This is a genomic window from uncultured Methanospirillum sp., assembly GCF_963668415.2.
In the GTDB taxonomy this organism is placed as follows: Archaea; Halobacteriota; Methanomicrobia; order Methanomicrobiales; family Methanospirillaceae; genus Methanospirillum.
Genome location: NZ_CAXXDL010000001.1, coordinates 2,431,030 through 2,455,021, shown reverse-complemented (window position 1 = coordinate 2,455,021; position 23,992 = coordinate 2,431,030). Strand labels below are relative to the sequence as shown.

The following is a 23,992-nucleotide window of genomic DNA, read 5'->3' as shown; positions in this document are numbered from 1 at the left end:
TAATTAGAGGTATTATTTCAAAAAAGATATTAATCAATTATTAAAATAAAAATAATTAATACTAGGTTCCAATTGTTACATCACCCAAATTATCTATATTGAAAATGACTAATGGATTACTATACACAACATGAATATCACAATCTGTAACTGATAATGCATTAATTTTCATAATTGTAACTTTTGTATCTGTACTTCCACAACCTAATGGAATTTGATAAATTTGCTTGCCATCATCATCAGTTTCGATTTCTCCAGGTGTAATGTTTAAGTTTCCCCATTGAATAAATCTCCAATTTTGAAAATTTTCAATGCTTATAGTTGTGTCTTTTATTTCACCAACAACTGCATGACCTGGGCACCCGCAATCATTTGTTACTGAAACGTAATACAAATCTCTAGTTGGGACATTTGAGTTGATAAATGGATAATCTGGACAATTTGCATTTCTTCTCCAGCGACAATTGGTTAGTTGATTCTGCCATTGGGATAAATTTCCAGTCCTGGCTAGAAGAATTACTGCATTTTCGAAGCAAGCAGCATCCCTCCAATCGCAATCACCACATTTGTATTGGTGAATATCAAAATTAATAAACGAGCAATTATCTGACTCTTCACATCCTGGATTTTCAACTACCCATCCTTTATTTACTTGAAATGCATCCCCGGAAGCAGTGACTGGATACGTTCCCGGCCCGAAGTCACATGGGCTGGGTGTATATGTAAGAGAAGAACATTTAGTACACGATTTTACATTTTTACCATCAATAAACAAACTTATATCGATTAATTCAGGCGCATATACTTGATTATCCCAGGTTACCGAAATTGTAGGACTGGATGATCCACATATTGTTGTCCCAGGATCCGATAGAGCCAATATTCCACACATTTAATTCACCTCCAGAAGACCTTCCAGGATCAAATACTGGGGAACTACCCACCCGTTGCAATACACGATATTTTTCTCGGTCCAGATCAGGTCTTTGTCGATAACCTTTTTCTTGATCCAGTATTTGTCCGAGTATTCTTCATACGCACAGTGACAGGACGTCAATGAATCTCCCCGCTGCCCATTTTTTATCTTCTGAAACACATTGGACAGATTCGGAGATCTCGTTATATTCCTTGAGGATGAACTTGCTCCCTGGCCTAACGGAAGTTGATAACTGATGATAGTATATTTCGAATTCACCTCACTGGTTTTGAGTTCTTCCGTATATCCAGTTCCCAGGATTACATAGTCGTAGTTTCCGGATAGAAACTCATTCCTGAAAGCGTCATACTCTGATAGATTCCAGACCATACCTGGATAGATATCCCAGTACTCTGCAGGGATAGGACCAAAAGCAAGTACCTTCTTCTCACTGTGAGGGAACTGCATACGTGGAGTTACCTGTTCTTTCAGGATCAGATCAGGATTGATAAGTGCAGGTGTAGTATCCAGATAGGGACCGTTCAGGGGGATTGGTGATTTCGAGATGATTGTTTGAACAGTTCGGTTGTGAATAATATCCCACATCGGTGAAATATCTCCTGAAAACGGGATTTCAAGGCTTTCGAATGAGTTTTGCGGATCCAGAATATGCTCTTTCCAGGAGTCTTTCAGATCATACGGAATTACTTCATTGATACTCTGAAAGAGATCCAGGTATGCAGCCCCGATCGGAGAATATGGCAAGGTAACCTCAAGGATGTACTTATCATAGCCAACTGGAACCCATGCTTCAAATGCTTCCCTGCTCTTTGCAGCCTCGATGGGAATCGAATAATGGTAACGTCCGGATTGCAATGCATTATGTGTGTCAATAAACCCATTGCACATGTACAAGATTGCAACAGAATACCCTTGGTTTCTTAACTGTTCTTCAAGGAGTAGGACCGATTTTCCCTTGAAATTTTTTGGATTTGATGTAATTACATACAGATCCTTCGTTTCAGTGGAGGTAGAGTCACTACTGGTCTTCTTTGAGTTATTTGTCATTTTTTAAGGGGGGTAAATGTGCCTGTAATAAGCAGACACTGTTTATTCATTTCTCTATACAAATGATTCATTCCAAATCATAGATGATGAGAATGCCATGGATCCTACCCTTCCACGACAGAAACTCCAGGCTTGTGGATTAACACTAGCGGAGGATTTACCTGGGTGAATGGCACCAATGAGTATAATACGCTCAGTGATGGGCACATTTTCATGGCAACATTCTTCAAACGAAAAATGCAGGTTTGTTCTCATCACTATCAGAATAGCATGTATGTATAAAAGAATTTGAACGAGGGATCAAAATCATCCACGTATTATCTCTAGTATCACGATCCGGGCAAAATGATTAAACATTTTTTTAAAAAAATGATAATCGTCAAAAAGACCTATATCACATTCTTAAATTGTATTATTTCAACGTTGCATCATTGTATTACATAAAAAACGATTACTTAGATTAACTTGTCACAAAAGATACCGAAACTATTTTATTAAGATCTAATGAGTCGAATATGCAGACACTGAGGCAAAAGACCTCACTGTTCTGTGGTGATCTCTTGAATCACAAAAGAAAATTGTGCACGAATCTGATTTATTCTGGTAAAATCCGGGATAAGGAGAGAGAAGATGACTCATAATGATCCCCGCCCCTTGACTACTCATTGCCACATGTGCATCAGAGAACGGAGATCATCATCTATACTGTCTCCATTGAAAGATAACCTTTTGCCTAGTGAATGGAGGTGGAGTGTGATATCTAACCTATATCCCCTTTTTAATTTCTTTCCTCTAAAATCCATATGAGGCGCTGCCTCATGCTTGGCGAATGAAAATCCACTATATGCAATTTGTTTCCAATTTCATATGCATTTCCATGTAAAAAGAAGAAGAGAAGAGGGGTAAAGAAGAATGAAAATTTTATTTAAAATAAATGACTAAATAAAAAGTAATTATTATATACAATTATTAACATGAGTAACTTATATCCCATATCAATATAATTTGAAGATGTAAAATGTTAGATACAATTATGAGGTGCATTATGATAACAAAACCTTTTACCCTGCTTTACTTGTTTTTCCTCGGAGTAACACTCCTCTGCTGTGGATGTACAGATCTAGTCCAGGAGAAAGGATCTGAAGTGAATAATTCTACTCCGATTAGTGTGACCGCTTTTCCGAGTTATGATTTTTCGAATTTTACTCATTATCATGGAGATGAATGGAGTTTTATTGGTGAAAATCCAAGCAAACCGAATCCAATCTATACCTATTCATTCTTTCAAATTGTAAACGATACCTTATTTTTTAACAATTTAGATCATAATTTGTATGCTCTCGATCCCCAAACACGTGAAATCAAGTGGAAATATCCAAATGTTGAAAACCCGGTAATTTCGAAAAAATTTGTATATTTTATTCACAATGGAAATGTAATTTCCGTTGATCCAATGACAGGAACGAAACGATGGAATGTAACCACCAATGCAAGTATCCTTTCAACTCTTCAGGATGGAAAAAGCACGATCTATTTTGGAAGAAAAGATCCCGATTATTTGTATGCTTTAGATGCCCTAACAGGAAAAGAAAAATGGAGATCCAAAACGGAGTCATTTGTTTCGGATCCTCCTGTGGATGACGGAGATATGGTTTTTTTTAATTGTAACTTTACCAATGTGTATGCCCTCAATGCCTCAACCGGAACAGAAATCTGGAGGTTCAAATCCGGGAAATTTGTATCTTCACCTCTGATGACAGATGGGGAGAATATATATTTCTGTGATAATTACACCAACCTTTATGCCCTTGATATGTATACTGGAGAAGAAAGATGGAAATTTTTTATCCATAATCAAAACCACATAAACTCAATTCTTTCTGATGGAGTGATTTATTTTGGAACTACTGACCGTATTTTTTATTCTGTGAATGCCCAGAATGGTACGTTGATTTGGAAAAATAAAATAATGCACTCCTATATCTGGAAGTTTCCCTTTATTGAGTCTGGAATTGTATATTTCGGAGATACAGATGGATATGAATATGCATTAGATGCCCGCACAGGAGAAAAAAAGTGGATCTCCCATGTCGATCCGTACATGGTAGGTGGAACTTCTGTAATCTCAAAAGAAATACTTTATATAGGTGGAGAAGATGGTAATATTGTAGCAGTAAATGCCTTGAATGGATCTATCATATGGAACTATGAAACACTTGGAAAGGCTGTTTATTCTACTCCTCTTATATTAAATAAGTGGGTGTATTATACTACGAAAGATGGTTACCTCCACGCTTTGAAGGTATCTGGAGAAGGAGGTTGATTTTTTTAACACAATTAATTCTTGCACAAATTAGAATGATTATTTAAAAAGATATCTATCAGTAATAAAACTGAAAAAAATTGAATTATTTGATAAAAAATTTTGAATAATTAATTCAATGTTCCAATTGTTACATCACCCAAATTATCTATATTGAAAATGACGACTGGATCGCTAAATCCAATTTTGATTTTACAATCTATAACTGATAATGTATTAATTTTTGTAATTATAACTGTTGTACCAGTACTTCCACAACCTAATGGAATTTGATAGATTTGCTTACCATCATCATCAGTTTCGATTTCTCCAGGTGTAATGTTTAAATTTCCCCATTGAATAAATCTCCAGTTTGTGAAATTTTCGATACTTACAGTTTTGTCTTTTATTTCACCAACAACTGCATGACCTGGGCACCCGCAGTCATTTCTTACTGAAACATAATACAAATCCTTCTTTGGGGTTGCAGCATTAATAAAGGGATGCGAAGCATAACATTTGTTTTTTCTCCAGTAACAACTAGTTAGTTGTTCTTGCCATTGAGATAGATTACCAGTCCTAGCCAGAAGAATTATTGCGTTCTCTTTGCAGACTGCCTCATTCCATACTTGTGAACAACAACTATACTCATGAATATTAAAGCCAATATAAGGAGAACTATCAGGTTCATCACCATCAGCTGATTCAACTATCCATTCACAACAATTTCCATTGCATCCATTTTGACAAAGTTCTCCCCATTCAGTTAGGCAAAATTTATATTTGCCTGGCGGGGTGCATGGATCTGGAGTATATGTCATACTACTTCCATATTCTTCTTTTAACAATTGATGTCCAGAATATAAACGTAGATCACCTGAAAGCACATCTGAACCTTGAGGATCCCATGTTACAACAAATGTGGGAGGGAATCCAAATTTTGTCGTTCCAGGACAATTTATTACAGATGTTCCACACATCTAATTCACCTCCAGAAGACCTTCCAGGATCAAATACTGGGGAACTACCCACCCGTTGCAATACACGATATTTTTCTCGGTCCAGATCAGGTCTTTGTCGATAACCTTTTTCTTGATCCAGTATTTGTCCGAGTATTCTTCATACGCACAGTGACAGGACGTCAATGAATCTCCCCGTTGCCCATTTTTTATCTTCTGAAACACATTGGACAGATTCGGAGATCTCGTTATATTCCTTGAGGATGAACTTGCTCCCTGGCCTAACGGAAGTTGATAACTGATGATAGTATATTTCGAATTCACCTCACTGGTTTTGAGTTCTTCCGTATATCCAGTTCCCAGGATTACATAGTCGTAGTTTCCGGATAGAAACTCATTCCTGAAAATGTCATACTCTGATAGATTCCAGACCATACCTGGATAGATATCCCAGTACTCTGCAGGGATAGGACCAAAAGCAAGTACCTTCTTCTCACTGTGAGGGAACTGTATACGTGGAGTTACCTGTTCTTTCAGGATCAGATCCGGATTGATAAGTGCAGGTGTAGTATCCAGATAGGGACCGTTCAGGGGGATTGGTGATTTCGAGATGATTGTTTGAACAGTTCGGTTGTGAATAATATCCCACATCGGTGAAATATCTCCTGAAAACGGGATTTCAAGGCTTTCGAATGAGTTTTGCGGATCCAGAATATGCTCTTTCCAGGAGTCTTTCAGATCATACGGAATTACTTCATTGATACTCTGAAAGAGATCCAGGTATGCAGCCCCGATCGGAGAATATGGCAAGGTAACCTCAAGGATGTACTTATCATAGCCAACTGGAACCCATGCTTCAAATGCTTCCCTGCTCTTTGCAGCCTCGATGGGAATCGAATAATGGTAACGTCCGGATTGCAATGCATTATGAGTGTCAATAAACCCATTGCACATGTACAAGATTGCAACAGAATACCCTTGGTTTCTTAACTGTTCTTCAAGGAGTAGGACCGATTTTCCCTTGAAATTTTTTGGATTTGATGTAATTACATACAGATCCTTCGTTTCAGTGGAGGTAGAGTCACTACTGGTCTTCTTTGAGTTATTTGTCATTTTTAAAGGGGGGTAAATGTGCCTGTAATAAGCAGACACTGTTTATTCATCTCTCTGTACGAATGATTCATGCCAAATCATAGATGATGAGAATGCCATGGATCCTACCCTTCCACGACAGAAACTCCAGGCTTGTGGATTAACACTAGCGGAGGATTTACCTGGGTGAATGGCACCAATGAGTATAATACGCTCAGTGATGGGCACATTTTCATGGCAACATTCTTCAAACGAAAAATGCAGGTTTGTTCTCATCACTATCAGAATAGCATGTATGTATAAAAGAATTTGAACGAGTGATCAAAATCATCCACGTATTATCTCTAGTATCACGTTCCGGGCAAATTGATTAAACATTTTTTAAAAAAAAAGATAATCGTCAAAAAAAACCTATATCACATTCATAAACCGTATTATTTCAACGTTGCATCATTGTATTACATAAAAAACGATTACTTAGATTAACTTGTCACAAAAGATACCGAAACTATTTTATTAAGATCTAATGAGTCGAATATGCAGACACTGAGGCAAAAGACCTCACTGTTCTGTGGTGATCTCTTGAATCACAAAAGAAAATTGTGCACGAATCTGATTTATTCTGGTAAAATCCGGGATAAGGAGAGAGAAGATGACTCATAATGATCCCCGCCCCTTGACTACTCATTGCCACATGTGCATCAGAGAACGGAGATCATCATCTATACTGTCTCCATTGAAAGATAACCTTTTGCCTAGTGAATGGAGGTGGAGTGTGATATCTAACCTATATCCCCTTTTTAATTTCTTTCCTTTGAAAAATACCCTGATTACTTCTGCAACCAAAGTCCGAGTGAATCATGCTGAAATGATCCATCTTGTTTTTTGAGGATGAACGATGAATACGAGTCAAAAATATGATCGAATTGCTACTTCATCAGCTCGACGACTTCTTTTATTAGCAGGTTATCAGGTTGAAAAAACAACCGGGCCGGAAAGTCTCTTTCACCTTATTGCATGGAAAGGAACTAAGGATATTCTTTTTATAAGAATTCGAAGATCCCGTACCCCTGGTGTTTTTCAATTTACAGAGGATATCATGCATCTTTCTGAATTAGTAAAAATACAATCGATTCCCGGGGTTGTCGAGTTCTGGTTGTTATCAAATCACCAATGGCGCCGGTACATCATTTTAGGTGGTGGAGCAGTACCCCAGGATATCGGAATAATTTCATGACTTATATTTTTCTGATAGGATCTAACCCTTCGATGGGATTGAAAATCCTGTAATTAAAAGGACAAAACAAGTCATGAGACCAAATACAGTAGTTCACCAACTCAATTTTTCGACGCCGAGTGCAATTCGGCACCTTAATATAGATATGAGTTGCCCCCTGTGGCATATCAGTTTAAATCCAATCCTGCGACAAATTGCCCTTCAATTAGCGAGAAGACGTGCTTTAGAAGGGTCGTTTCTGCGCTTGACAATACTCTTCAAATCCCGATTCGAGGAAAACTGAACCAGAGAAAAGTTATTGAAACAGTCGTCGGAATGGCTTCTAATCAGGGATCAATTCATTCAACAACGAATAGTCTTGTTAATGTTCCTTGTGAAACCTCAATGCGGCACCACCTTCAGAAACTTGACTTTGACTTTCTTCAGGAAAATAATGTAGAAATACTAACCTCTGATGCAATATCCATCCTTAATCCTGGAACAGCGTATAAATTCGCAATAGATTTTACGTTGGATCCCTACTATGGTAATCAAACCCAGGAAAACTGTGATTATATTGTCCGAAGCCAGAAAAAGAAGTCTACAAACGATTTTTACGGATACGCAACTCTGTATGTCATTAACAAAAACCGTCAGCTTACTTTATCCATCCTCCCGATGCATCCGGAGTTCTCTTCAGCTTACTATGTAGCATACTTTTTGGACGTAATAAAGTCATTAAACCTGAAGATGGAGGTTTTATGTTTAGATCGTGGTTTTTATAGTAAAAAAGTTATCAAACTATTACAGATCTGCGATGTGCCTCACATTATCCCAGTAAAAAGACATGGAAAACGGATGATAGAGTTATTAGACGGAAGAGGATCAAGGTTTGACACCTATACAATGAAGGACCGAAAGTGTCCAGTTACTTTCAGATTAGCTGTTGTTACCACATACTCGAAAGGGAAAAGAGGGAAGAACAAAGCGATTAACTATGGATATGTTGTATTTGGAATAGATTGGAAGTTCAAAAAGATTTTCAACATATATCGTACTCGATTCGCAATTGAATCATCTTATAGGATGAGAAACCGGTCAAAGCCTAAAACATCGTCTAAAAGTGTAAAACTTAGGTATTTTTACGCCATAGTTTCAATGCTCTTAAAGAATATTTGGCTTGCGATAGCATGGGATTATTTTTCACCTATCCAGACAGGTCCTCGTGTAATTATTTTGCGTGCATTCAGGTTTGAATGGTTCCTTGATCTCCTTTGGAATTATACAAAAAAGTTGAGAAAGTTTAGGACTCGAATTCCCTCATACAGGGTTCCAATTGAGAGATCTCGATATAGTTACGTTAAATAATTAATATCTGTAAATGAGTTAGCGAACTACTGAAATACAGAACTATGTTCTCAACATCAATGTCCACACCTCTATTGGACATATCAGGGAAGCCGAAGACTACGAAAGTGCAAAATTGTAGACCGATACCCAGGAAGTCTAAAAAATTGTCCGGAGAACAAATTTTAAACACGATTGTAATAATGATATGATGAAAATTAAAAATTTAATCAAATCTTTTATTTTTACCATAACTGCCGGAAATGCCTGTTTTTTTCTTCCTCTTCTCTATCCTTAATACTCATCTGCAGAGTTTATTATGCCCAGTAGGGCAGGAGAGATTGATAGTGAATTATGAATATTATCTTACTAAAAATTGGGATTTAGCGTATTCTCTTTTGGATAAACTAAAAACTGAGATGGGATGGCTCTACTCCCCATTCTTACTCTTGGGCCTATTGTCTGTTTTGATATATGGCTATCGTCTGGTGAAAAATTCCATATCTGATTGGTGGTGCAGAGATCTGTGGCATCTTTTATCGAATTATAAGGATGTATTTCCATGAAAAGTATACTATCTGGTATTCTAGTAGTTGGATTTCTCGTAATCTGCGGCGTGACTATTGGGGACGTGTTATCTTCTTCAGTGATCTGTGATGGATCATATTGGATACACTCTTCAATAAGAGATTCTAATGAGACCTATGCACTAAATCTGATGACCACCAATAAAGCGGCAACTGATCGGACAGTTCATATCACAAACGGTATTGATAGTTCGATATCAACAAATAGCACAGGAGTTCTTGGGATTGATGAATATTTTAATCATTTACAAGATCTTAAGAAAATAGAATCCCCCGTATGTGTTTTTGATATCCAGGCTATACCTAATTCAAAACAAGATGAGGTCTATGTATCCGGTCTGCTAGATTCCGCAACCTATGCCTCATCGCGGTCAACTGAAACCAGTGATAAAACATCGGCAAAAACTTTCATCAACGGGTCTGGATTGATCCTCATGGATAAACAATCCTCGAATAAAAGTGTTATTCTTAATGATATGGCTTCTATTCACGGAAATATGAGTATTCTTGATTATATCGAGTTTGGGGATGAGTAACTTGGATGTTCTTGTTATAATCTCCTTTGGAATTACCGTGATGAATATGATCGGTTTATTGACAGTGTGGATGAAATATCTCCAATTGGCTAAATATTCCATCGATACAGGACAAAAGATACTCAATGAGATACAAAGATCTCTGTTTCAGAAATATTGTAGTAAGAATGAACTTGCTATTTATGAAACAGAAAATCTAATGTCCCTTCTACAAAATTTGAAGGATAGATAGTACTTATCACTAATCACTATTTTCTAATTATTGAGGATTGTGCATAACCTTCTCCTGATGGCAACGAGTTTATAAATTGCATATATACTCAAATCCAGAAATAGGGGGTTAATCGCTATCCCCTATAAAATAATAATGCACATTGAAATACTACAATTCAAGGATATGATAAGATCTTTTTTTATTATTATTATTTTTGTTAAAGAATGTTTAATCAATTAGCCTCAATCATAGTATTACCGGCAATGCAGAGATGATTTAGATCCTCTCTTCAAATTCAATTATACATACGTACTATTCTATTAGTGATGAGAACAGACCTGCATTTTTCTTTTGAAAAATGCCGCCATGAATATTTGTCCACTATTGACTGCATTGCACTTGGTGGTTTTCACCGCCGTTCACTACCGAAATCTGTGTTGGCGTTAATCCACAAACTAATTTTTTTGTCATTGAAAGGCACGATTCATGGCATTCTCATCATCTGTGATTCGGTTAAGAATCATTGGTACAGAGAGATGAATAAACAGTGTCTGCATATTACAGGCACATTTGCCCCCCTTAAATAATGACCCAGAAAACAAATCAGACTTATAGTCACTCTACCACCTCTGATACGAAGGATTTGTATGTAAGTTCATCAAATTCCAAGGGAGAATCAGTTCTAATCCCTTGAAAACAGTTGAAAACTAGGGATACTGCATAATAATCCAGGTCAACGAAATTGTATGATTATAAAAAGGTTACATTATGAATGAAATGTATGTTTTAATTTATAGTAAAAGTCCAGAAAAAAGGATTTCAGCATTTTTACTTGAAAAATATTTAAAAGTTCAAGGGAAAAAGGTTGCATGTCTTACGATTAATACAAACCGAACATTTGTTTTCCCCTACCTTAAAAATGATATTTATCACTATTCGATCCCGGTCGAAGCAGCCAAAAGCCGATCTGAATTTGAAAAGTGGGTTCCAAAAGGATTTGATGCATATATTTTCGAAGTAACGTTCCGTTATTCTCCCATTGGAGCAGCGTTTGTTGACTTGTTTGAAACTGTCAATGAAATAGTATCCTATAAACACAAGGATACGTGGGAGCAAGTTGCCCTTGATCCAACGAACTACGTTACCTTGTTTAATAAAGGAAAATCAATTCCAGATGGGCAAATTATTCCGAATCTCACCCCAATGTGGAATATTATCCATAACAGAAATGTGACCACAGTATTTACACAGTGTCCCATTCCAGTCGATGGTCCGTACATTGATATGACGACCACCCTTAATAACGGCCATATGTTATCTAAAGTGAGTATAAATCCTCAAATGGAATTTCTCAAAAGTGATAAGAAGATTATTGCAGTTGGTAATTTCCCTGCTGAATACTGGGATATTTATCCTAACCTAAAGTGGTATCAATATAATTATGCAGATTTTGTTGAGGCTTTTAAGTCCGAATCACATGACCTGGCAGTAATTGGAACATGTAATACTGATAGTCTAAAAATTCAGTTCAAGCCCAAGAATTCTAAAGCCATTTGTTATCACCCATCAGCATACACAAATCTGACAATAAAAGAGAAGGGTTCTACATCCGATGATGATTTCCATACAGTTATAAATACAATAGTAAATCAATCGATAGGGACTCAAATTAGTGAAAAGGGAAGTTTATCTGGATTTAATAATCGGTATTGGGTAGAGACGAAATATAATGTTTCAGATCCGGTATGGATAGAGGATAATATTGTATTCTGTGATGGATGGATCACTCCGCAGTATTTAATTCGCGATAACTATTTGAAGGTGGTGTAAGATGGGGAACTGCCCATATAACACACCCGATTGCAGTTATGCTCCACCTACGGTTCAGTTAAGCAATACTTGTCCCCAACTTACGTATAATGGTACTTCTCAGACTTTTACTTTAGTAGTTACTCCTAGACCTACATGTATTCTTGAGTTTTATTCAGGAACAACATTGATCGAAAGCATTCAAGTCACAAACAAATCAGGTGGTTCAACTACTTCTACAGTATGTGCTACCCCAACAATTGATTATAATCCCATCACAATAAAGGTGAAGAATGATACAGGAAATTCCTCTATATCATGTGATTGGTATGGAATTACGTTATTTGGAAATAATAATTCATACGCATATTACCGAAAAGATGCAGTTAGTGTAATATTTCTTTATGCCAATGATATTGCATTATTATATGGGATGGCACTATCAACTGCCCAGACTTGGTTTGAAGAGTACGTAATAATTAAAGGGCTTAGAATACCAAGCGGTTCAAAATCAGGTGTATTAGCATATATTTTCTTCACTCTATTAACTATACTTGGTGCGAATTGTATCACAGATTTAAATGGGAATTCAAATATAACTATTCTCAATTCAGTAATTACGGCTATTCAAAATGCCACAACAAGTCAACAATACCAATTAACTATAAACAATGATACAGTCAATTTTACCTATGATCCTTTAAACGGTGCAATTGTCATATAATCATGACGTTAAATGAAAGGAATATATATGAGCCAAAAGATATAACCTATTATTTATTATGGTACTATTCAATATTCCACAGGAAATAATAATATTATTTTTTACTCCTTCTAAATTTTTTAAAAAAAATGTTGAAGATAAAAACAAAAACCTTATTTTTTTTATTTCGATAACTTTTATTCAAGCAGCATTCATTGTTTTTTTAAAAATACCTTTATTATCTTCTCCATATTTATTATCAATAATAATTCTATTTTTTTATCAATTTTTTAAAAATATTATAGTATTAGGAATTTTAGGGGGATCTATTGCTCTTTTACTTTATAAATTTTTACACCGAATTAAACTGATGGTGATTGTATCCATATTAAATTATACATTATTACATTGGACAATATTTACATTCTACTTAACAATACTTGAAATAATATTGAATCATTACTGCTCAAATGTGTTATTCGAATTTTTTTTCATATTAATCTCTCAAACTATTGGATTGCTTATTATCTTTCATATAATTAACAAGGGTATTTCACAGAGTTTAAATGTTCCTTTGAAAATAGTGATTTTTACAACTTTAATTCCATTTCTTCTATTCAGTTTAGTATTTCTTTTCTTTTTCGGAACAATACATAACTTGATTAATTTATTATCAATCTTTCAACCAAAATAAATTAATCGGCTCTTCGTCGTTTCAAGTGGGTAAGTCATACTAAAACGCCATAATTTATTTTGCAAAGCGATCTTAATTTATCATTGGGTTTGCCCTACTGATCAAATGCCTCAGTGATACTCCCCCATAAAGATTGCACAGTGGGAAAATAACGATTATGCGCTTCAGAATATCGAGTTTCTTTCCAAACCAATTCCACTGGATTCAATTCAGGACTATATGACGGTAAAAAGAGGAGTTCAATTTTTCGTTTATTTTCTTCAAGCCACGGTATCAACCATGTTGCATGGTGATATCTGGCATTATCAATAATAAGCAAAATTTTCTTTTTCGGGGTTTATATTGAATAATATGCTTCAAATGTTCGAGGAAAGTTTCCGCATTAAAGACAGGGCTAATATCATACACAAATCGTCCATCTTGTACCATTTTGTTGGAAGTGGCATTCATTTGTACTCCAAACATCATCCTTCCCGCTCTCAATCTTTTGAATCATTTTTTTGTAGCGGGATTGTTTTGTAGATCAACTTTGGAACTAATGGGTCTCGATTTTCTTTGTCTAAGTTCCAATTTGTGAAATATTCTTTGACATTGTCTAACGTGAAAAATAATTCCATACTTAATTGAAATATGATGACTCAGGAGTTTTCCACCCCAAAGGTTCTGGTTATATCCCAATAGTTAGAGATCTTCTACGATTGTTTCGGATTTCTTTCATTAGGTCAAAAGAGAGGGACGGAGGGCATCCAGTATGGGGTTCATCCCTTAATGATTTGAAGCCACCTTCATTAAACCGATTTACCCAATTTTCAATCGTTGTGACAGTATGTCCTAAAATTTTGGCAGATTCGGAACAAGAATAGCCTAATGCAACAAGCAATACTCCATGTAATCGATTATAATATCTTGAGTCGTCATTTCTATGAGTTTCATTTTGGGGTAAGGTGACCATAGAGGGAACATTTACTACTGTCAACCTGCGCATAGTGAATTATGGGGTTCTTCAATTTATTAAAATATTATGTCGTGGAGTATAACATACAGTGGTTATTCAATTGAATGCAATAATTCAAACCGATCCATTATCGCAAATTCAGCATAGGATGGCAATTATTGGGTAGTGGCCTTGAATATAACTGGTGATGAAAATCCTTCATATTATGGTTAATTCACACAATTTTGATCCAATTTATCGGAGCAAATCCTTTCAATGAATGAATATTCATCTTCAGTTATCAAGTGGGCCACTACCAATTATTGAGACATCATATGCCTTTCTGTTGATGTTGATCATCTGACCTGATGTAATGCCAGGCGGTGTCTTCTGCACATCCAGCGGGTTCATGCTTCTCATAATAATCCATTTATTTCCAGATCGACGTGGATATGGGCCCACGATTTATTCCATTGCGGGAAAGCGGGAAATTTTCACTCACAGATAGTATGACACACATGCTCTCTCTCCTCTATACACTCTCATTCCCGCTCTCTCTATAATATAATAATAAATATTTTATTATATCTTAGTATATCCTCTGTACTCCCGCAGATTTACCGCGGTGATATCCTACCTGACCAGCCACACCACCGCATTTTCCCGCCCAACCGCTACTCATGATAATAAGAACCACGGGTGCAGGGATAGAAAAAATTTAAAAAAAGATCTGTGTTTTAAGATGCTGAAGCATCCAGAGGCTTTATCCAATGTATCGCATAACCGGAGCTTTCCGGTTATCACCGGAGAGAACTGCCCGTACTCGTGTTACCGGAGTTGTATAAAGAACCTCTCCGGTCTCAAGATAAAAACCCCTGCCACTCTCAGAAAGCCTGAAAATTCCATGGACCGGGCCTGATACCTCACCAGGTCCTAGACCGAGAATCACAGACCAGACTGCATTCATCTGAAGGCAGAACCTGCCAACCCCATCGATAAACACAATCAGCTGATCATTGTCCCTGATCATTCTCCCGCAGAGTTCATACGGATCAGCCTCTCTTACCTTCTCGACGAACCTGCTCATCTCTTCTCCCCCATCACTGGTTCAGACTGCTCGCTTTTCGGACAGAAGTACATGTTACTTGGCTGCTTGTTGATTAACGTGCAGATAAGTCGCCTCTGCTTCTTATGCGAGGGTGTTGCAGTGATATACCATTCCCATTGAAGGTGAGGGCACCGAATCACCCTACACCGTATTGTATCTGGCCTCATCATGTTAAAACCCGCAAAATACCGCCCATATCTCCCTGCCTTCCACCCGAAAGGCATTCAGGGAGGACTTGTACAGGACCTGGATCTTTCAGCAGAAACCCTCTCTACTTCACGCTGATAGCATGCATCACACAAGTGGGTCTTCGATTCTGGATCAGACCACACAGCGGGCATCAGCGAACAGAGATCGCATTTTCTGGTAGCCGTTTGAAGCCTGACCATACGGTCCGGCTCAATAACTCCGGGCAGTGCAACCATTCTTGCAGCCTCTCGTGAGATCAGCCGCTGATAACACGAACTACACAGGAGCATACCTGTTGCCGTGCCATCATGCCAGCTCTCATGAGCCCGTTCCATGTATTGTGTCTGTCTTTTCCCACATACACAGCAGGGTTCATGTGTTGGAAACTCACCGGTCTTTACAAACATTCCAGAAGAGAGAGAACTGATACAGACACCAGATTCCTGTATACAGGAACTGGGTTCCGTGGCATCATCCTTCTCAACTCTTCGTTCCGAAGTCGCAAAACAGGTATCAGTGTTCGGCTCGGTCTTCTCCGAGATTTGATCATCTTCTGTCCTCACCTCTGCACCGGGTTGAGCATCTCCGCCCCCGTCACCAGGTTGAATCTGGTCATGATCCTGTTCTTCTCGTGCAAGCCAGATCAATCCTCCCTTCATCCAGGCTTCGTACAGGCCTTCATCCCAGAGATAGGCCTTTGACCTGCGATGCGTCGTGCAACCACCATCACCCCGTGACTCGGTCCGATCAAGAAACGATATGGCAGGACACTTCTCAAGCAGACCTGAGTATGACTTGCCATATGACCGGTATCCGTGAATCAGTTTAGTAATCGTCGAATTTGTCCAACCGGTCGTTCCCTGAAGTTCAGTTACTGTAATCTCCGAACGGTTCAGAGAAGCGATGATTGATAGGAGTGACGACTCACGCTTTGTCAGTTTGTGTGCCTGTCCTCCATCTTCCCCGTTCAGCCCGACATAGAGCCGTGCTGCCTCGTAAAAATCTCTCTCTGAAGCAATCACGCAGCAGGTATCATTCAGGGTACATTTTTCACGTTGCTGCTGGCAGAGGGCAGCGTTGGTTCTGGTAAGATCAAGGAGCATATCAGGATTTCTCCGGTTCTCTGATGACTGGAACCTGATTCGTTCAGCAAATGGAATCACAACCCAGACCTGCTGTATCTCCTCCCAGATCTTTCTACAGACCAGCACATCATCAGACTCCTGCGTAGGGGACCCGGGGAACTGTCCGGCAGCAGCAAGTGTCCGGTCAAGCACTTTGTCGTCCTGCTCCTGTGTATCATCTATCCAGCAGGTGAGCATCCGGTTAAAGACCTGGTCGTCTCCGGCACCCTCAACCTTGGCGATCCACCAGACACACCGTTCAGGGATTGTACATATCTGCGGTTTGCGATCCTTGCTCACCGTCCTGTATGGGAATGGCTTTTGAAACGATGTGGTCACACCCTTGAGAATCTCCTGCATCTGATCAGAGAGGTTCACATCATCGAGAGTGATCACCGTGCCGGGAACAAGATCATCCATGTAAAAGAGGGCCTTGTCACTCATACGCCCTTCAAGCCGATATGCTGCCGGAATCAGGGACTTCATCGTCTCAATGGCATGAGACTTTCCTTTTCCTGATTCACCCGTGATAGAGACATGCAGCCCTTTGCTGTTGATGACCAGTCTGGAAGCGAGTGAATGAACCAGGCATTCACCAACACTGTGGTCCCCCTCATGAGAATGAGCAAATGTCTGAAGAATGAAGGCAAGTGGGTCTCCGGTGGTAAGTATCTCCTGAGCTCGGTGCCGAATCAGATCATTATCATCTGCATCAGCCTCTACACCAGGTTCAGAGGCCTTAGTATTCGTAGATGGTCCTGGTTTTTGGGTATCATCACTCTCATCATCAGGGTCTATTCTCCCTTCTGCAATGAGCCGGGCCCGTATTCGTGAACGACGCGTTGATGCAATCCACTCGTCAACACAACGCCCATGATCTTCGAACTTTGCCCGAAGTTCAGGCCATCTCTGTCGTCCGCTCCCGCATGAATCATGATGGCATCCGGCATATATCGCACCGTTCTCAAACTGAATTGCATATGCACCGTCCCTGTGAGCCTCAGAGAACGGGCATGAATCAAGCGAGAAGAGTATTCCTCCCTGGTACGGTTTTGACTCGTATGAGAGACCATACCTGGTAAGCCATGCCCCTAGGTCAGGAATTGATCGCCCTCCTGAACAGGTAGAGTCTGAAGACCGGAATGATGACTGCGATTTCACGCTGTGATCATGCCGGTCGTTCAGATTTTCTGATGGATTCTTCTGATCAGTTGAAGAATCTGCGATGAGGGATACGAGATCGCTGACCATAATCTCTCTCCTCTCCCCGGCACCGGAGATAATTCCTGCACGCCGATGTGGACGGTCAGGCAGATTATCACCTTTCCGGGAGGTGGTTCCATAAACTTTCCAGATCCTGGCAGCGTTGAAGTTTGCGGTATCAACCCTGCACCTCTCATCAGAAAACCGGTTATCCAACACTTCAAGCACTGATCTGACCAGGTCTCTGCTGGTCTCATCATTTGGGAGATCGAGAGCATACAGGAGATGTGCCCCATTGCCTGAGTCGGCAACGATGGGTTCTTTCCATCCCCGTTCTGCCAGAAACTGTCTGATCACTTCTGCCCGATGCAAAGCCTCCTCATGCTCTGGCTCTGACGATGAAATACCGGATCTTCGTACTGGATCGATATCTATGGGCAACCACCAGCGGTGGACAATATCAGCATCTGCAGTGGTCTGATCCTGTCGACCGATGCGATACTTGATCCTGTTCGCCCGACGAGCAAGGAGATCACTGCTGACCTCGTTCAGCGTGACATACATACCATGTCCCCTTGGATCGCGATCCTGTGCTCCGATAGCGACAGCTGCCATCTCAAAATCGTTGAAGTACCCGGATGAAACTCCATCATCACTGAGGATCCTGATCTCAATGACCTGACCCGGTGAAAAAAGGCTTTTCAGGGTCCTGAGGATCTCATCATACTGGGGATCACCAGTCATGTCTTCCCCAACCCATGGGTCTTTATGGCCGCAATACCTGGTCCTGTTGCTGATAGAAGCAGAGGCAGTACTCTGAAGAAGGTAAAAATAGGTATCATGATAGCACCTGAAGAGGGAATGCACCTCCGGGTCTGATCAGATATCGTTTCCATCCTGCCTTGCACCTGATCCAGTATTCTAGCGCTCCAGGATACCGGTGAAGCACAACAAGTCTGCAGAGGGCATGAACATCCTTCATGAAAGAGACTCTCCTGCATGATCTGGCATAAATGAAGAGAATATCACCATCTTTGTCCCAGGCTATCAGGTTAATCCCAGCTGACTCATGGGAGTGGCTCTGTGCCACCCTGATAACGGTGTACCCATATCTGGTAAGAAGATCCCTGGCGCTGTACTCAGCCGTCCGTTTGGTTCGATAATCCGGTCTTTCAGGCATCAATTCTCCTCCGGGAGGAGTTGCATGGATCGATACCATCAGGTGTTACCAAAAAATCATGCCGTAACTCACAACCAGTCCTGATAGATATGCTTAAAATTTCAGACTGTAATACCTGATTACTCCCCTCGGTGATAAGCCCCCAAGCGAATCCATCTGACGGGGAGTACATCATTCTTTATCTCCTCTTGTCATCTTCTCATCCTCCTGCCTGAGATTTTCACTCTCGTACCCAGGCAGTGAAACACTGTAATCTCCGTATCTTTCTAAATCTTTTGGATTGATTTTGTCATAAAGTAAAAAGATATAATAGAATCCACAGCCTACACCATCTACCACATCTAAAACTGATGTAATCTGCTCCATATCAAAAAATTCATATATATTGTACGATTCGAGATCATGTACATTGGGGTGCTCTTTTCCTCTGTTATTTTTTAAAACCAGGCCTTTATTTTTCGTTTTTGACTACGTCTTTCGAACCTTTTATACCCCTGCCACCTATGAGATAGTGTCGCAATACAAGCGACAAGGGGGAAAAATGGGAGATTTTACGCAGAAAAGTGTGGTGAAGTCAGCTGTTCGAAAACTTGCAACTCCGATTGCCGACTATTCCGCATTCAATGCACTTGTCCAGGATGTTCTGGACAATAATCCGTGGGGATGTACTACCTACGAGTCAGCAGGAGTCGCAAAACCAGCGGTCGAGAAGTCGAAGGAGTCATACTCTGCATCCATCGTGTATGAGAATGCGGAAGCGAAGACAGTCGGGAGCATTCCTGTCCGGGGGCCAACGATGGCAGCGGTAAACACTGCAGTGACCCAGATTACAGGTGCTGCAGCGATCACTACCGGTATGGGGACCGGTGTGACCGCTTCCCGTGATTCTTCTGAAGACTCATTCAGTTGCACCATCAAGGCTCATGCGAGTAATGGGGAACTCTACTCGGTGACATTCAAGAGGGACAGTGTCACTCTCTCCAGCTATGAGGCAGATTCTATCAGGACAGGACTTGAAGCCTGGGCTGATACGGTTGCCATCCTGGCATGATTACCCTTTTTTCATATCCGGGGGGAGTATGAACGGGGTATTTCTGGCTACCGGGATCTTCTGCCTGCTGTTTGCAGCGGTGTCAGGGGCCGGATATATTGCTACTACCATCAGTACCGATGGTTCTGCATTCCTCTCAACCTCGGGATCTGATGCAAATGGGTCGTTTACTTCCCGGGCTTTGACAGTGGATACAGCCCGACTTGCCCGGACAGTTTCAGGAGACCAGACCGGGAGTGATCTGGTGGTATCGGGAACCGGGCCGGTTCTCGTGTCAGATTTTGCATCAGCACTGATGAGAGAGCCCGAGATCAGGGAACGCTGTATGTTTCTTTCAGCCGGAGGCGACCGCTCTCTTGGAGAAGCATCGGTGTACACCTCCGGTATTCTGCATGGTGGTGAGTTTGAACTCTCACGGAAGATAGGAGCAGAACTTTCCGGAGAGACCCGGGTGAACGGGTCCGGGCTGGTTGCCCTCGGGTTTCAGGGATCTGGGAACCGGTCTCTTGTATCCAGGGGGTTTGTGTCAGGGAACATGACCGTGCAGGATCTTTTCAGGTATGGAGGAAGGGTATGATCACTGAAGCTGTTGCCGGGGTATCGCTTGGGGTCGCGATTATGAACGGCCTTGCAGCGTTTTTTCTGTACCGGCAGTATCGTCTGCTTGCTGAGGAGACGGTAGGTTTTGCAGGGAAGGTTCTGGCCCTGATACGGGATGAGGATGGAGAGATAGTGACCGATCCGGTGACCCTTGCCGGGGAGGCTATGGATCATTTGAGTCAGGTGTCCGGGATTGTGAAATGGATCAGGGGATGAATACTCATCTCCTTTCAGAATTCAGAAATCTATTACAAAGACACCGATCAAGTCTCTTCATGGATAGTAGGAATTTACTGTACACTGACAAAGATAAACTATTAGCATCATGTGAAACCTCTTTGTGAGATTCACTTGAGTTATACTGCCTCTCAACAGGATAATGCCACACTGATGGGTGCAAATGAATCACGAACCATCATATATAAACATCTCTTTTAAACGGTAGAAATAAATCCACTGCTTCAGGTAATGTTGCCTATCTCCAGTCCTAAAATTCAGATGTATTTTTGTTGTACCCTTCTATGACTTTGATCTCACTATCTTCTCCCAGGAAAAGCAGAGCAAACCATTCTCGATGTTGTCCTACGTATTGCATTGGTTCTGGAAAATCATACCATCGAAACCCCGGAATTCGTAAGATGTTACGACCATAATCGGTCCCGATTTCTTCTTTCAACTCCCTAAAAACCGCTCTTTCGAGTTTTTCTTCATTTTTTCACTCCTCCATGTGGCATCTGCAATCAAACTGTCCCGTCACGCCGTTTTGCTGCAAGAATCAATCCTTTGAGATTAAAAGACAGATTCCTACACTATGCCAATAATTAATATTTTTTTGTTGAGAATACATCATGGAAACTTAGTATCCCTCGTCATCTAAAATTCATATCAAAAAACTTAGAGAATCAATTCGAAAATAAGGTGGCGATAGACACTTGTGACATTATGAATGGAATTGTTTCAGGCGAAAAAAGTTTCAGAATTAAGACGAAATACGAATTCCAGCATATATATTCCGAGAACTAAAATCGGTGGATATGGTCTTTCCTTATTCAACTCTGGTATTTACATCATCCATTATCGGATAATAGATTGATGATGAATGTCCTTGGTGAAATTTGATAAAGTATTGCCTGGTGTCATCTTTTACCAGGGGATGCCCACAATTTAAACCAATTTCTTGAATACATTGTCTTAAAAATGCTGGATTATCATTGTTTATCTCATTCTGGGATATCTTTGCGTAAAGTCCTCCTGGAATTATAATAGTATCTAATCCAGGAGTTAGCAATCCTGAATTCAATATCTGTCCCCCAAAAAATGAATATTGAGTTCCGCTTTCATGCCATGAGGAACCGATATAATCTTGGACATATGGTTTACGGCAATCAATTGAATCAACCGTTTTCGCGTTTTGTGAAAAAAACTGATTAATAAGATCGAGACCATGAATTTTATCAGTCTTAATACCAAGAACCGTGAGAGGGGGAAGGGAAATAATTTTTATTTTTACGGAGGCATGTTGCTCATCCGGTGTTAATGGTTTTTTAATTGGTTCATCTGCGTAAAGAAGTTCCCCCTTAAGATTTATTGTATGGATTGATTCCTTACCATTCTCATAAACATAGGGGGTATCAGTATGAAATGCTCCGGTAAAATAATCCCCTGTATCATAAAACGAGCCCCCGTCATTTAATATTCGGGCATACAATCCACTGCCTGTCATTTTTAAACACGTATAATCAGGAAGACCCTCTGGAAGCTGACCCATTGACTCTACTTCATACCCAAATATGTAAGTGAAACACCCATCCTCACCGGGTCGGTATAATCCAACGTAGAATCCTGGATTACTATTCTTGATTCTTTTTTCCATAAGCGATATCGTTCCATCATGTAAGAGTGATGAAACCATTTGGTTTGGGCCATATATCGATTCAGGAGTAAAATGTCGTTTAATTCCAATTATTGTCTGATCATTACGTTCAATGATTGAACAAACCGGGTTCACTTCGGAGATTATTTTAGTATTATTCATAATGTTTCAACCGTTATATGAAATACAATGTAATCATATGTGATGGATTGTGCGCATATAATTATGATTTATATTTACATATTAGTTTAACTAAGTCAATAAGATGATTATACTGCATTGTTTACCTATTCTGCAGAATTTTATTCTTACAAAAGTAAGAACTGGTAGCATGTCAGGATATTGTAATCATTATACATTGAGATTATGTTATTGAAACAACCAACATGTTGATGAAAAGGATATTCATCGTAATGATGAATATCTGATTCAAGAAACCTGGATGATAAATGCCTGATATTTTATATAATGAGGAGAAGAAGGATCTTCCAATCGATCAATTGCATCACCTGTTCAAGTCAGCGGGCTGGATCCGGGAACCTGAAACAGAGGAGATGATTCTAAATTTTAATCTGCCTTTTATCAATTCTACACGCGTGATTTCGGCTTGGTACGAGGAACGATTAGTGGGAGTTGTCAGGGTTCTTTCTGATACAATAGTCAGATCAACTATTCACGATCTGGTTGTTGATCCTGAGTTCCAATGTAAAGGAATCGGAAGGGAATTGCTTACACGTTGTATTATGGCATATCCAGATACTGAGTGGATTGTTCAAACAAATGACGATAATGCAGAATATTATCTGAAAACCGGTTTTATCAGGTATCCAAGAGTTGTTCTCTTCAAACCGTCTGTATGGGATCCGGAATACTAAGAAATAGTGCTGATATATCATGAATTTTCGTAACTATTCAGTTATGTTCAGGTCCGCTCTCTACAAATGTAAGAGTGCAAGATAATGAATTGACCCGTTTAAAACGACGAATAGTCTAACCTTTTTTCATGGGTTTCAATGTTCAAAAAAATGAGAATCATTCTGGATTTATAACCCTGCACGATCTACGATAACATCAGCAACCTGTCTGGCACTGGTGAATGGAAAATCACTCTCCGTAAGGAGGGTTCCCGCTTCCCCTGCGGTCATTTTTAGGTCACCAACCTGGCAGGTGGTGTCAGCTCCGGCAGGAAATGCTGCGATAAGCTGCTCCGGTGTCTTGATTGGAAAGGCAGCACCTGCTAATGCTCCGGTTATCTGTGCATGGATCTCTTCTTTGACAGATGGCATG

Annotated in this window: 23 protein-coding genes and 1 pseudogene; 9 read left to right on the top strand and 15 right to left on the bottom strand. The window is 39.8% G+C overall.

Annotation, left to right across the window (positions count from 1 at the left end; all coding sequences use genetic code 11):
* Positions 1-61: 61 nt before the first annotated feature.
* Both ACHZA2_RS11565 and ACHZA2_RS11560 read right to left on the bottom strand, forming a co-directional pair.
* Positions 62-892, bottom strand: a complete 831-nt coding sequence (locus ACHZA2_RS11565; protein WP_319579841.1) for a hypothetical protein — start codon at positions 890-892, stop codon at positions 62-64.
* On the bottom strand, positions 893-1,984 hold the full coding sequence (locus ACHZA2_RS11560; protein WP_319579840.1) for a hypothetical protein: 1,092 nt from the start codon (positions 1,982-1,984) through the stop codon (positions 893-895).
* 1,045 nt (positions 1,985-3,029) lie between these two features.
* Here ACHZA2_RS11560 and ACHZA2_RS11555 point away from each other — a divergent pair.
* The gene (locus tag ACHZA2_RS11555) at positions 3,030-4,307 is read left to right on the top strand and encodes a PQQ-binding-like beta-propeller repeat protein (protein WP_319579839.1); all 1,278 of its coding nucleotides are present in this window, start codon (positions 3,030-3,032) and stop codon (positions 4,305-4,307) included.
* Between the two features lie 110 nt (positions 4,308-4,417).
* Here ACHZA2_RS11555 and ACHZA2_RS11550 read toward each other — a convergent pair whose 3' ends face one another.
* Together ACHZA2_RS11550 and ACHZA2_RS11545 are read right to left on the bottom strand one after the other, a co-directional pair.
* Complete coding sequence (locus tag ACHZA2_RS11550) at positions 4,418-5,266, bottom strand: hypothetical protein (protein ID WP_319579838.1); 849 nt, start codon at positions 5,264-5,266, stop codon at positions 4,418-4,420.
* Positions 5,267-6,358, bottom strand: coding sequence for a hypothetical protein (locus ACHZA2_RS11545; protein ID WP_319579837.1), 1,092 nt, complete (start codon positions 6,356-6,358; stop codon positions 5,267-5,269). It lies immediately after the preceding gene.
* Between the two features lie 1,375 nt (positions 6,359-7,733).
* Here ACHZA2_RS11545 and ACHZA2_RS11540 point away from each other — a divergent pair.
* The 4 genes from ACHZA2_RS11540 (at position 7,734) to ACHZA2_RS11525 (ending at position 12,770) form a co-directional block, all read left to right on the top strand.
* Positions 7,734-8,921: an ISH3 family transposase gene (locus tag ACHZA2_RS11540; protein WP_319579836.1), complete on the top strand. Its 1,188-nt coding sequence runs from the start codon at positions 7,734-7,736 to the stop codon at positions 8,919-8,921.
* Positions 8,922-9,462: 541 nt separating this feature from the next.
* Positions 9,463-10,023 (top strand): hypothetical protein, encoded by a 561-nt coding sequence (locus tag ACHZA2_RS11535; RefSeq protein ID WP_319579835.1) that lies wholly within the window; start codon positions 9,463-9,465, stop codon positions 10,021-10,023.
* Between the two features lie 982 nt (positions 10,024-11,005).
* On the top strand, positions 11,006-12,067 hold the full coding sequence (locus ACHZA2_RS11530; RefSeq protein ID WP_319579834.1) for a hypothetical protein: 1,062 nt from the start codon (positions 11,006-11,008) through the stop codon (positions 12,065-12,067).
* A 1-nt stretch (position 12,068) separates the two neighbouring features.
* A complete protein-coding gene (locus ACHZA2_RS11525) occupies positions 12,069-12,770 on the top strand; it encodes a hypothetical protein (protein WP_394698561.1) in 702 nt (233 codons plus the stop codon).
* A gap of 767 nt (positions 12,771-13,537) precedes the next feature.
* On the opposite strand, the gene ACHZA2_RS11520 is transcribed toward ACHZA2_RS11525, so the two are convergent.
* The 8 genes from ACHZA2_RS11520 to ACHZA2_RS11485 form a co-directional block, all read right to left on the bottom strand.
* Positions 13,538-13,762, bottom strand: a complete 225-nt coding sequence (locus ACHZA2_RS11520; protein WP_394698560.1) for a transposase — start codon at positions 13,760-13,762, stop codon at positions 13,538-13,540.
* 348 nt (positions 13,763-14,110) lie between these two features.
* A complete protein-coding gene (locus tag ACHZA2_RS11515; protein WP_394698559.1) occupies positions 14,111-14,395 on the bottom strand; it encodes a transposase in 285 nt (94 codons plus the stop codon).
* Between the two features lie 276 nt (positions 14,396-14,671).
* Positions 14,672-14,797 (bottom strand): hypothetical protein, encoded by a 126-nt coding sequence (locus ACHZA2_RS11510; protein WP_319579832.1) that lies wholly within the window; start codon positions 14,795-14,797, stop codon positions 14,672-14,674.
* 343 nt (positions 14,798-15,140) lie between these two features.
* Complete coding sequence (locus ACHZA2_RS11505) at positions 15,141-15,464, bottom strand: hypothetical protein (RefSeq protein WP_319579831.1); 324 nt, start codon at positions 15,462-15,464, stop codon at positions 15,141-15,143.
* Between the two features lie 245 nt (positions 15,465-15,709).
* Positions 15,710-18,745, bottom strand: a complete 3,036-nt coding sequence (locus ACHZA2_RS11500) for a hypothetical protein (RefSeq protein ID WP_319579830.1) — start codon at positions 18,743-18,745, stop codon at positions 15,710-15,712.
* A gap of 94 nt (positions 18,746-18,839) precedes the next feature.
* On the bottom strand, positions 18,840-19,181 hold the full coding sequence (locus tag ACHZA2_RS11495) for a hypothetical protein (protein WP_319579829.1): 342 nt from the start codon (positions 19,179-19,181) through the stop codon (positions 18,840-18,842).
* Entirely contained in the window at positions 19,174-19,356 is a 183-nt protein-coding gene (locus ACHZA2_RS11490; RefSeq protein WP_319579828.1) for a hypothetical protein, read from the bottom strand. Before ACHZA2_RS11490 ends, ACHZA2_RS11495 begins: the two co-directional genes overlap by 8 nt.
* Complete coding sequence (locus tag ACHZA2_RS11485) at positions 19,353-19,547, bottom strand: hypothetical protein (RefSeq protein WP_319538675.1); 195 nt, start codon at positions 19,545-19,547, stop codon at positions 19,353-19,355. Before ACHZA2_RS11485 ends, ACHZA2_RS11490 begins: the two co-directional genes overlap by 4 nt.
* 175 nt (positions 19,548-19,722) lie before the next feature.
* Here ACHZA2_RS11485 and ACHZA2_RS11480 point away from each other — a divergent pair, with 175 nt between their 5' ends.
* From ACHZA2_RS11480 to ACHZA2_RS11470, 3 genes are read left to right on the top strand one after another with little or no spacing between them, the layout of a single operon-like run.
* On the top strand, positions 19,723-20,232 hold the full coding sequence (locus ACHZA2_RS11480) for a hypothetical protein (protein WP_319579827.1): 510 nt from the start codon (positions 19,723-19,725) through the stop codon (positions 20,230-20,232).
* Between the two features lie 28 nt (positions 20,233-20,260).
* A complete protein-coding gene (locus ACHZA2_RS11475) occupies positions 20,261-20,809 on the top strand; it encodes a hypothetical protein (RefSeq protein WP_319579826.1) in 549 nt (182 codons plus the stop codon).
* Positions 20,806-21,048 (top strand): hypothetical protein, encoded by a 243-nt coding sequence (locus ACHZA2_RS11470; RefSeq protein WP_319579825.1) that lies wholly within the window; start codon positions 20,806-20,808, stop codon positions 21,046-21,048. Before ACHZA2_RS11475 ends, ACHZA2_RS11470 begins: the two co-directional genes overlap by 4 nt.
* A 271-nt stretch (positions 21,049-21,319) precedes the next feature.
* On the opposite strand, the pseudogene ACHZA2_RS11465 reads toward ACHZA2_RS11470, so the two are convergent.
* A pseudogene (locus ACHZA2_RS11465) lies at positions 21,320-21,529 on the bottom strand (hypothetical protein); the annotation flags it as partial.
* Between the two features lie 348 nt (positions 21,530-21,877).
* Complete coding sequence (locus ACHZA2_RS11460) at positions 21,878-22,867, bottom strand: hypothetical protein (protein WP_319579824.1); 990 nt, start codon at positions 22,865-22,867, stop codon at positions 21,878-21,880.
* 287 nt (positions 22,868-23,154) lie between these two features.
* On the opposite strand from ACHZA2_RS11460, the gene ACHZA2_RS11455 reads away from it, so the two are divergent.
* Complete coding sequence (locus tag ACHZA2_RS11455; RefSeq protein WP_319579823.1) at positions 23,155-23,580, top strand: GNAT family N-acetyltransferase; 426 nt, start codon at positions 23,155-23,157, stop codon at positions 23,578-23,580.
* Between the two features lie 168 nt (positions 23,581-23,748).
* Here the strand turns inward: ACHZA2_RS11455 and ACHZA2_RS11450 are convergent, their stop codons facing one another.
* Positions 23,749-23,991: an MTH865 family protein gene (locus ACHZA2_RS11450; protein ID WP_319579822.1), complete on the bottom strand. Its 243-nt coding sequence runs from the start codon at positions 23,989-23,991 to the stop codon at positions 23,749-23,751.
* Position 23,992 lies beyond the last annotated feature (1 nt).

Bases quoted from the DNA above. Each gene is read 5' to 3' on its own strand.
- ACHZA2_RS11565 (WP_319579841.1), bottom strand. From the start codon at position 892: ATGTGTGGAATATTGGCTCTATCGGATCCTGGGACAACAATATGTGGA.
- ACHZA2_RS11560 (WP_319579840.1), bottom strand. From the start codon at position 1,984: ATGACAAATAACTCAAAGAAGACCAGTAGTGACTCTACCTCCACTGAA.
- ACHZA2_RS11555 (WP_319579839.1), top strand. From the start codon at position 3,030: ATGATAACAAAACCTTTTACCCTGCTTTACTTGTTTTTCCTCGGAGTA.
- ACHZA2_RS11550 (WP_319579838.1), bottom strand. From the start codon at position 5,266: ATGTGTGGAACATCTGTAATAAATTGTCCTGGAACGACAAAATTTGGA.
- ACHZA2_RS11545 (WP_319579837.1), bottom strand. From the start codon at position 6,358: ATGACAAATAACTCAAAGAAGACCAGTAGTGACTCTACCTCCACTGAA.
- ACHZA2_RS11535 (WP_319579835.1), top strand. From the start codon at position 9,463: ATGAAAAGTATACTATCTGGTATTCTAGTAGTTGGATTTCTCGTAATC.
- ACHZA2_RS11530 (WP_319579834.1), top strand. From the start codon at position 11,006: ATGAATGAAATGTATGTTTTAATTTATAGTAAAAGTCCAGAAAAAAGG.
- ACHZA2_RS11525 (WP_394698561.1), top strand. From the start codon at position 12,069: ATGGGGAACTGCCCATATAACACACCCGATTGCAGTTATGCTCCACCT.
- ACHZA2_RS11515 (WP_394698559.1), bottom strand. From the start codon at position 14,395: ATGGTCACCTTACCCCAAAATGAAACTCATAGAAATGACGACTCAAGA.
- ACHZA2_RS11510 (WP_319579832.1), bottom strand. From the start codon at position 14,797: ATGAGAAGCATGAACCCGCTGGATGTGCAGAAGACACCGCCTGGCATT.
- ACHZA2_RS11505 (WP_319579831.1), bottom strand. From the start codon at position 15,464: ATGAGCAGGTTCGTCGAGAAGGTAAGAGAGGCTGATCCGTATGAACTC.
- ACHZA2_RS11500 (WP_319579830.1), bottom strand. From the start codon at position 18,745: ATGACTGGTGATCCCCAGTATGATGAGATCCTCAGGACCCTGAAAAGC.
- ACHZA2_RS11495 (WP_319579829.1), bottom strand. From the start codon at position 19,181: ATGCCTGAAAGACCGGATTATCGAACCAAACGGACGGCTGAGTACAGC.
- ACHZA2_RS11490 (WP_319579828.1), bottom strand. From the start codon at position 19,356: ATGATGTACTCCCCGTCAGATGGATTCGCTTGGGGGCTTATCACCGAG.
- ACHZA2_RS11485 (WP_319538675.1), bottom strand. From the start codon at position 19,547: ATGGAGCAGATTACATCAGTTTTAGATGTGGTAGATGGTGTAGGCTGT.
- ACHZA2_RS11480 (WP_319579827.1), top strand. From the start codon at position 19,723: ATGGGAGATTTTACGCAGAAAAGTGTGGTGAAGTCAGCTGTTCGAAAA.
- ACHZA2_RS11475 (WP_319579826.1), top strand. From the start codon at position 20,261: ATGAACGGGGTATTTCTGGCTACCGGGATCTTCTGCCTGCTGTTTGCA.
- ACHZA2_RS11470 (WP_319579825.1), top strand. From the start codon at position 20,806: ATGATCACTGAAGCTGTTGCCGGGGTATCGCTTGGGGTCGCGATTATG.
- ACHZA2_RS11460 (WP_319579824.1), bottom strand. From the start codon at position 22,867: ATGAATAATACTAAAATAATCTCCGAAGTGAACCCGGTTTGTTCAATC.
- ACHZA2_RS11455 (WP_319579823.1), top strand. From the start codon at position 23,155: ATGCCTGATATTTTATATAATGAGGAGAAGAAGGATCTTCCAATCGAT.
- ACHZA2_RS11450 (WP_319579822.1), bottom strand. From the start codon at position 23,991: ATGCCATCTGTCAAAGAAGAGATCCATGCACAGATAACCGGAGCATTA.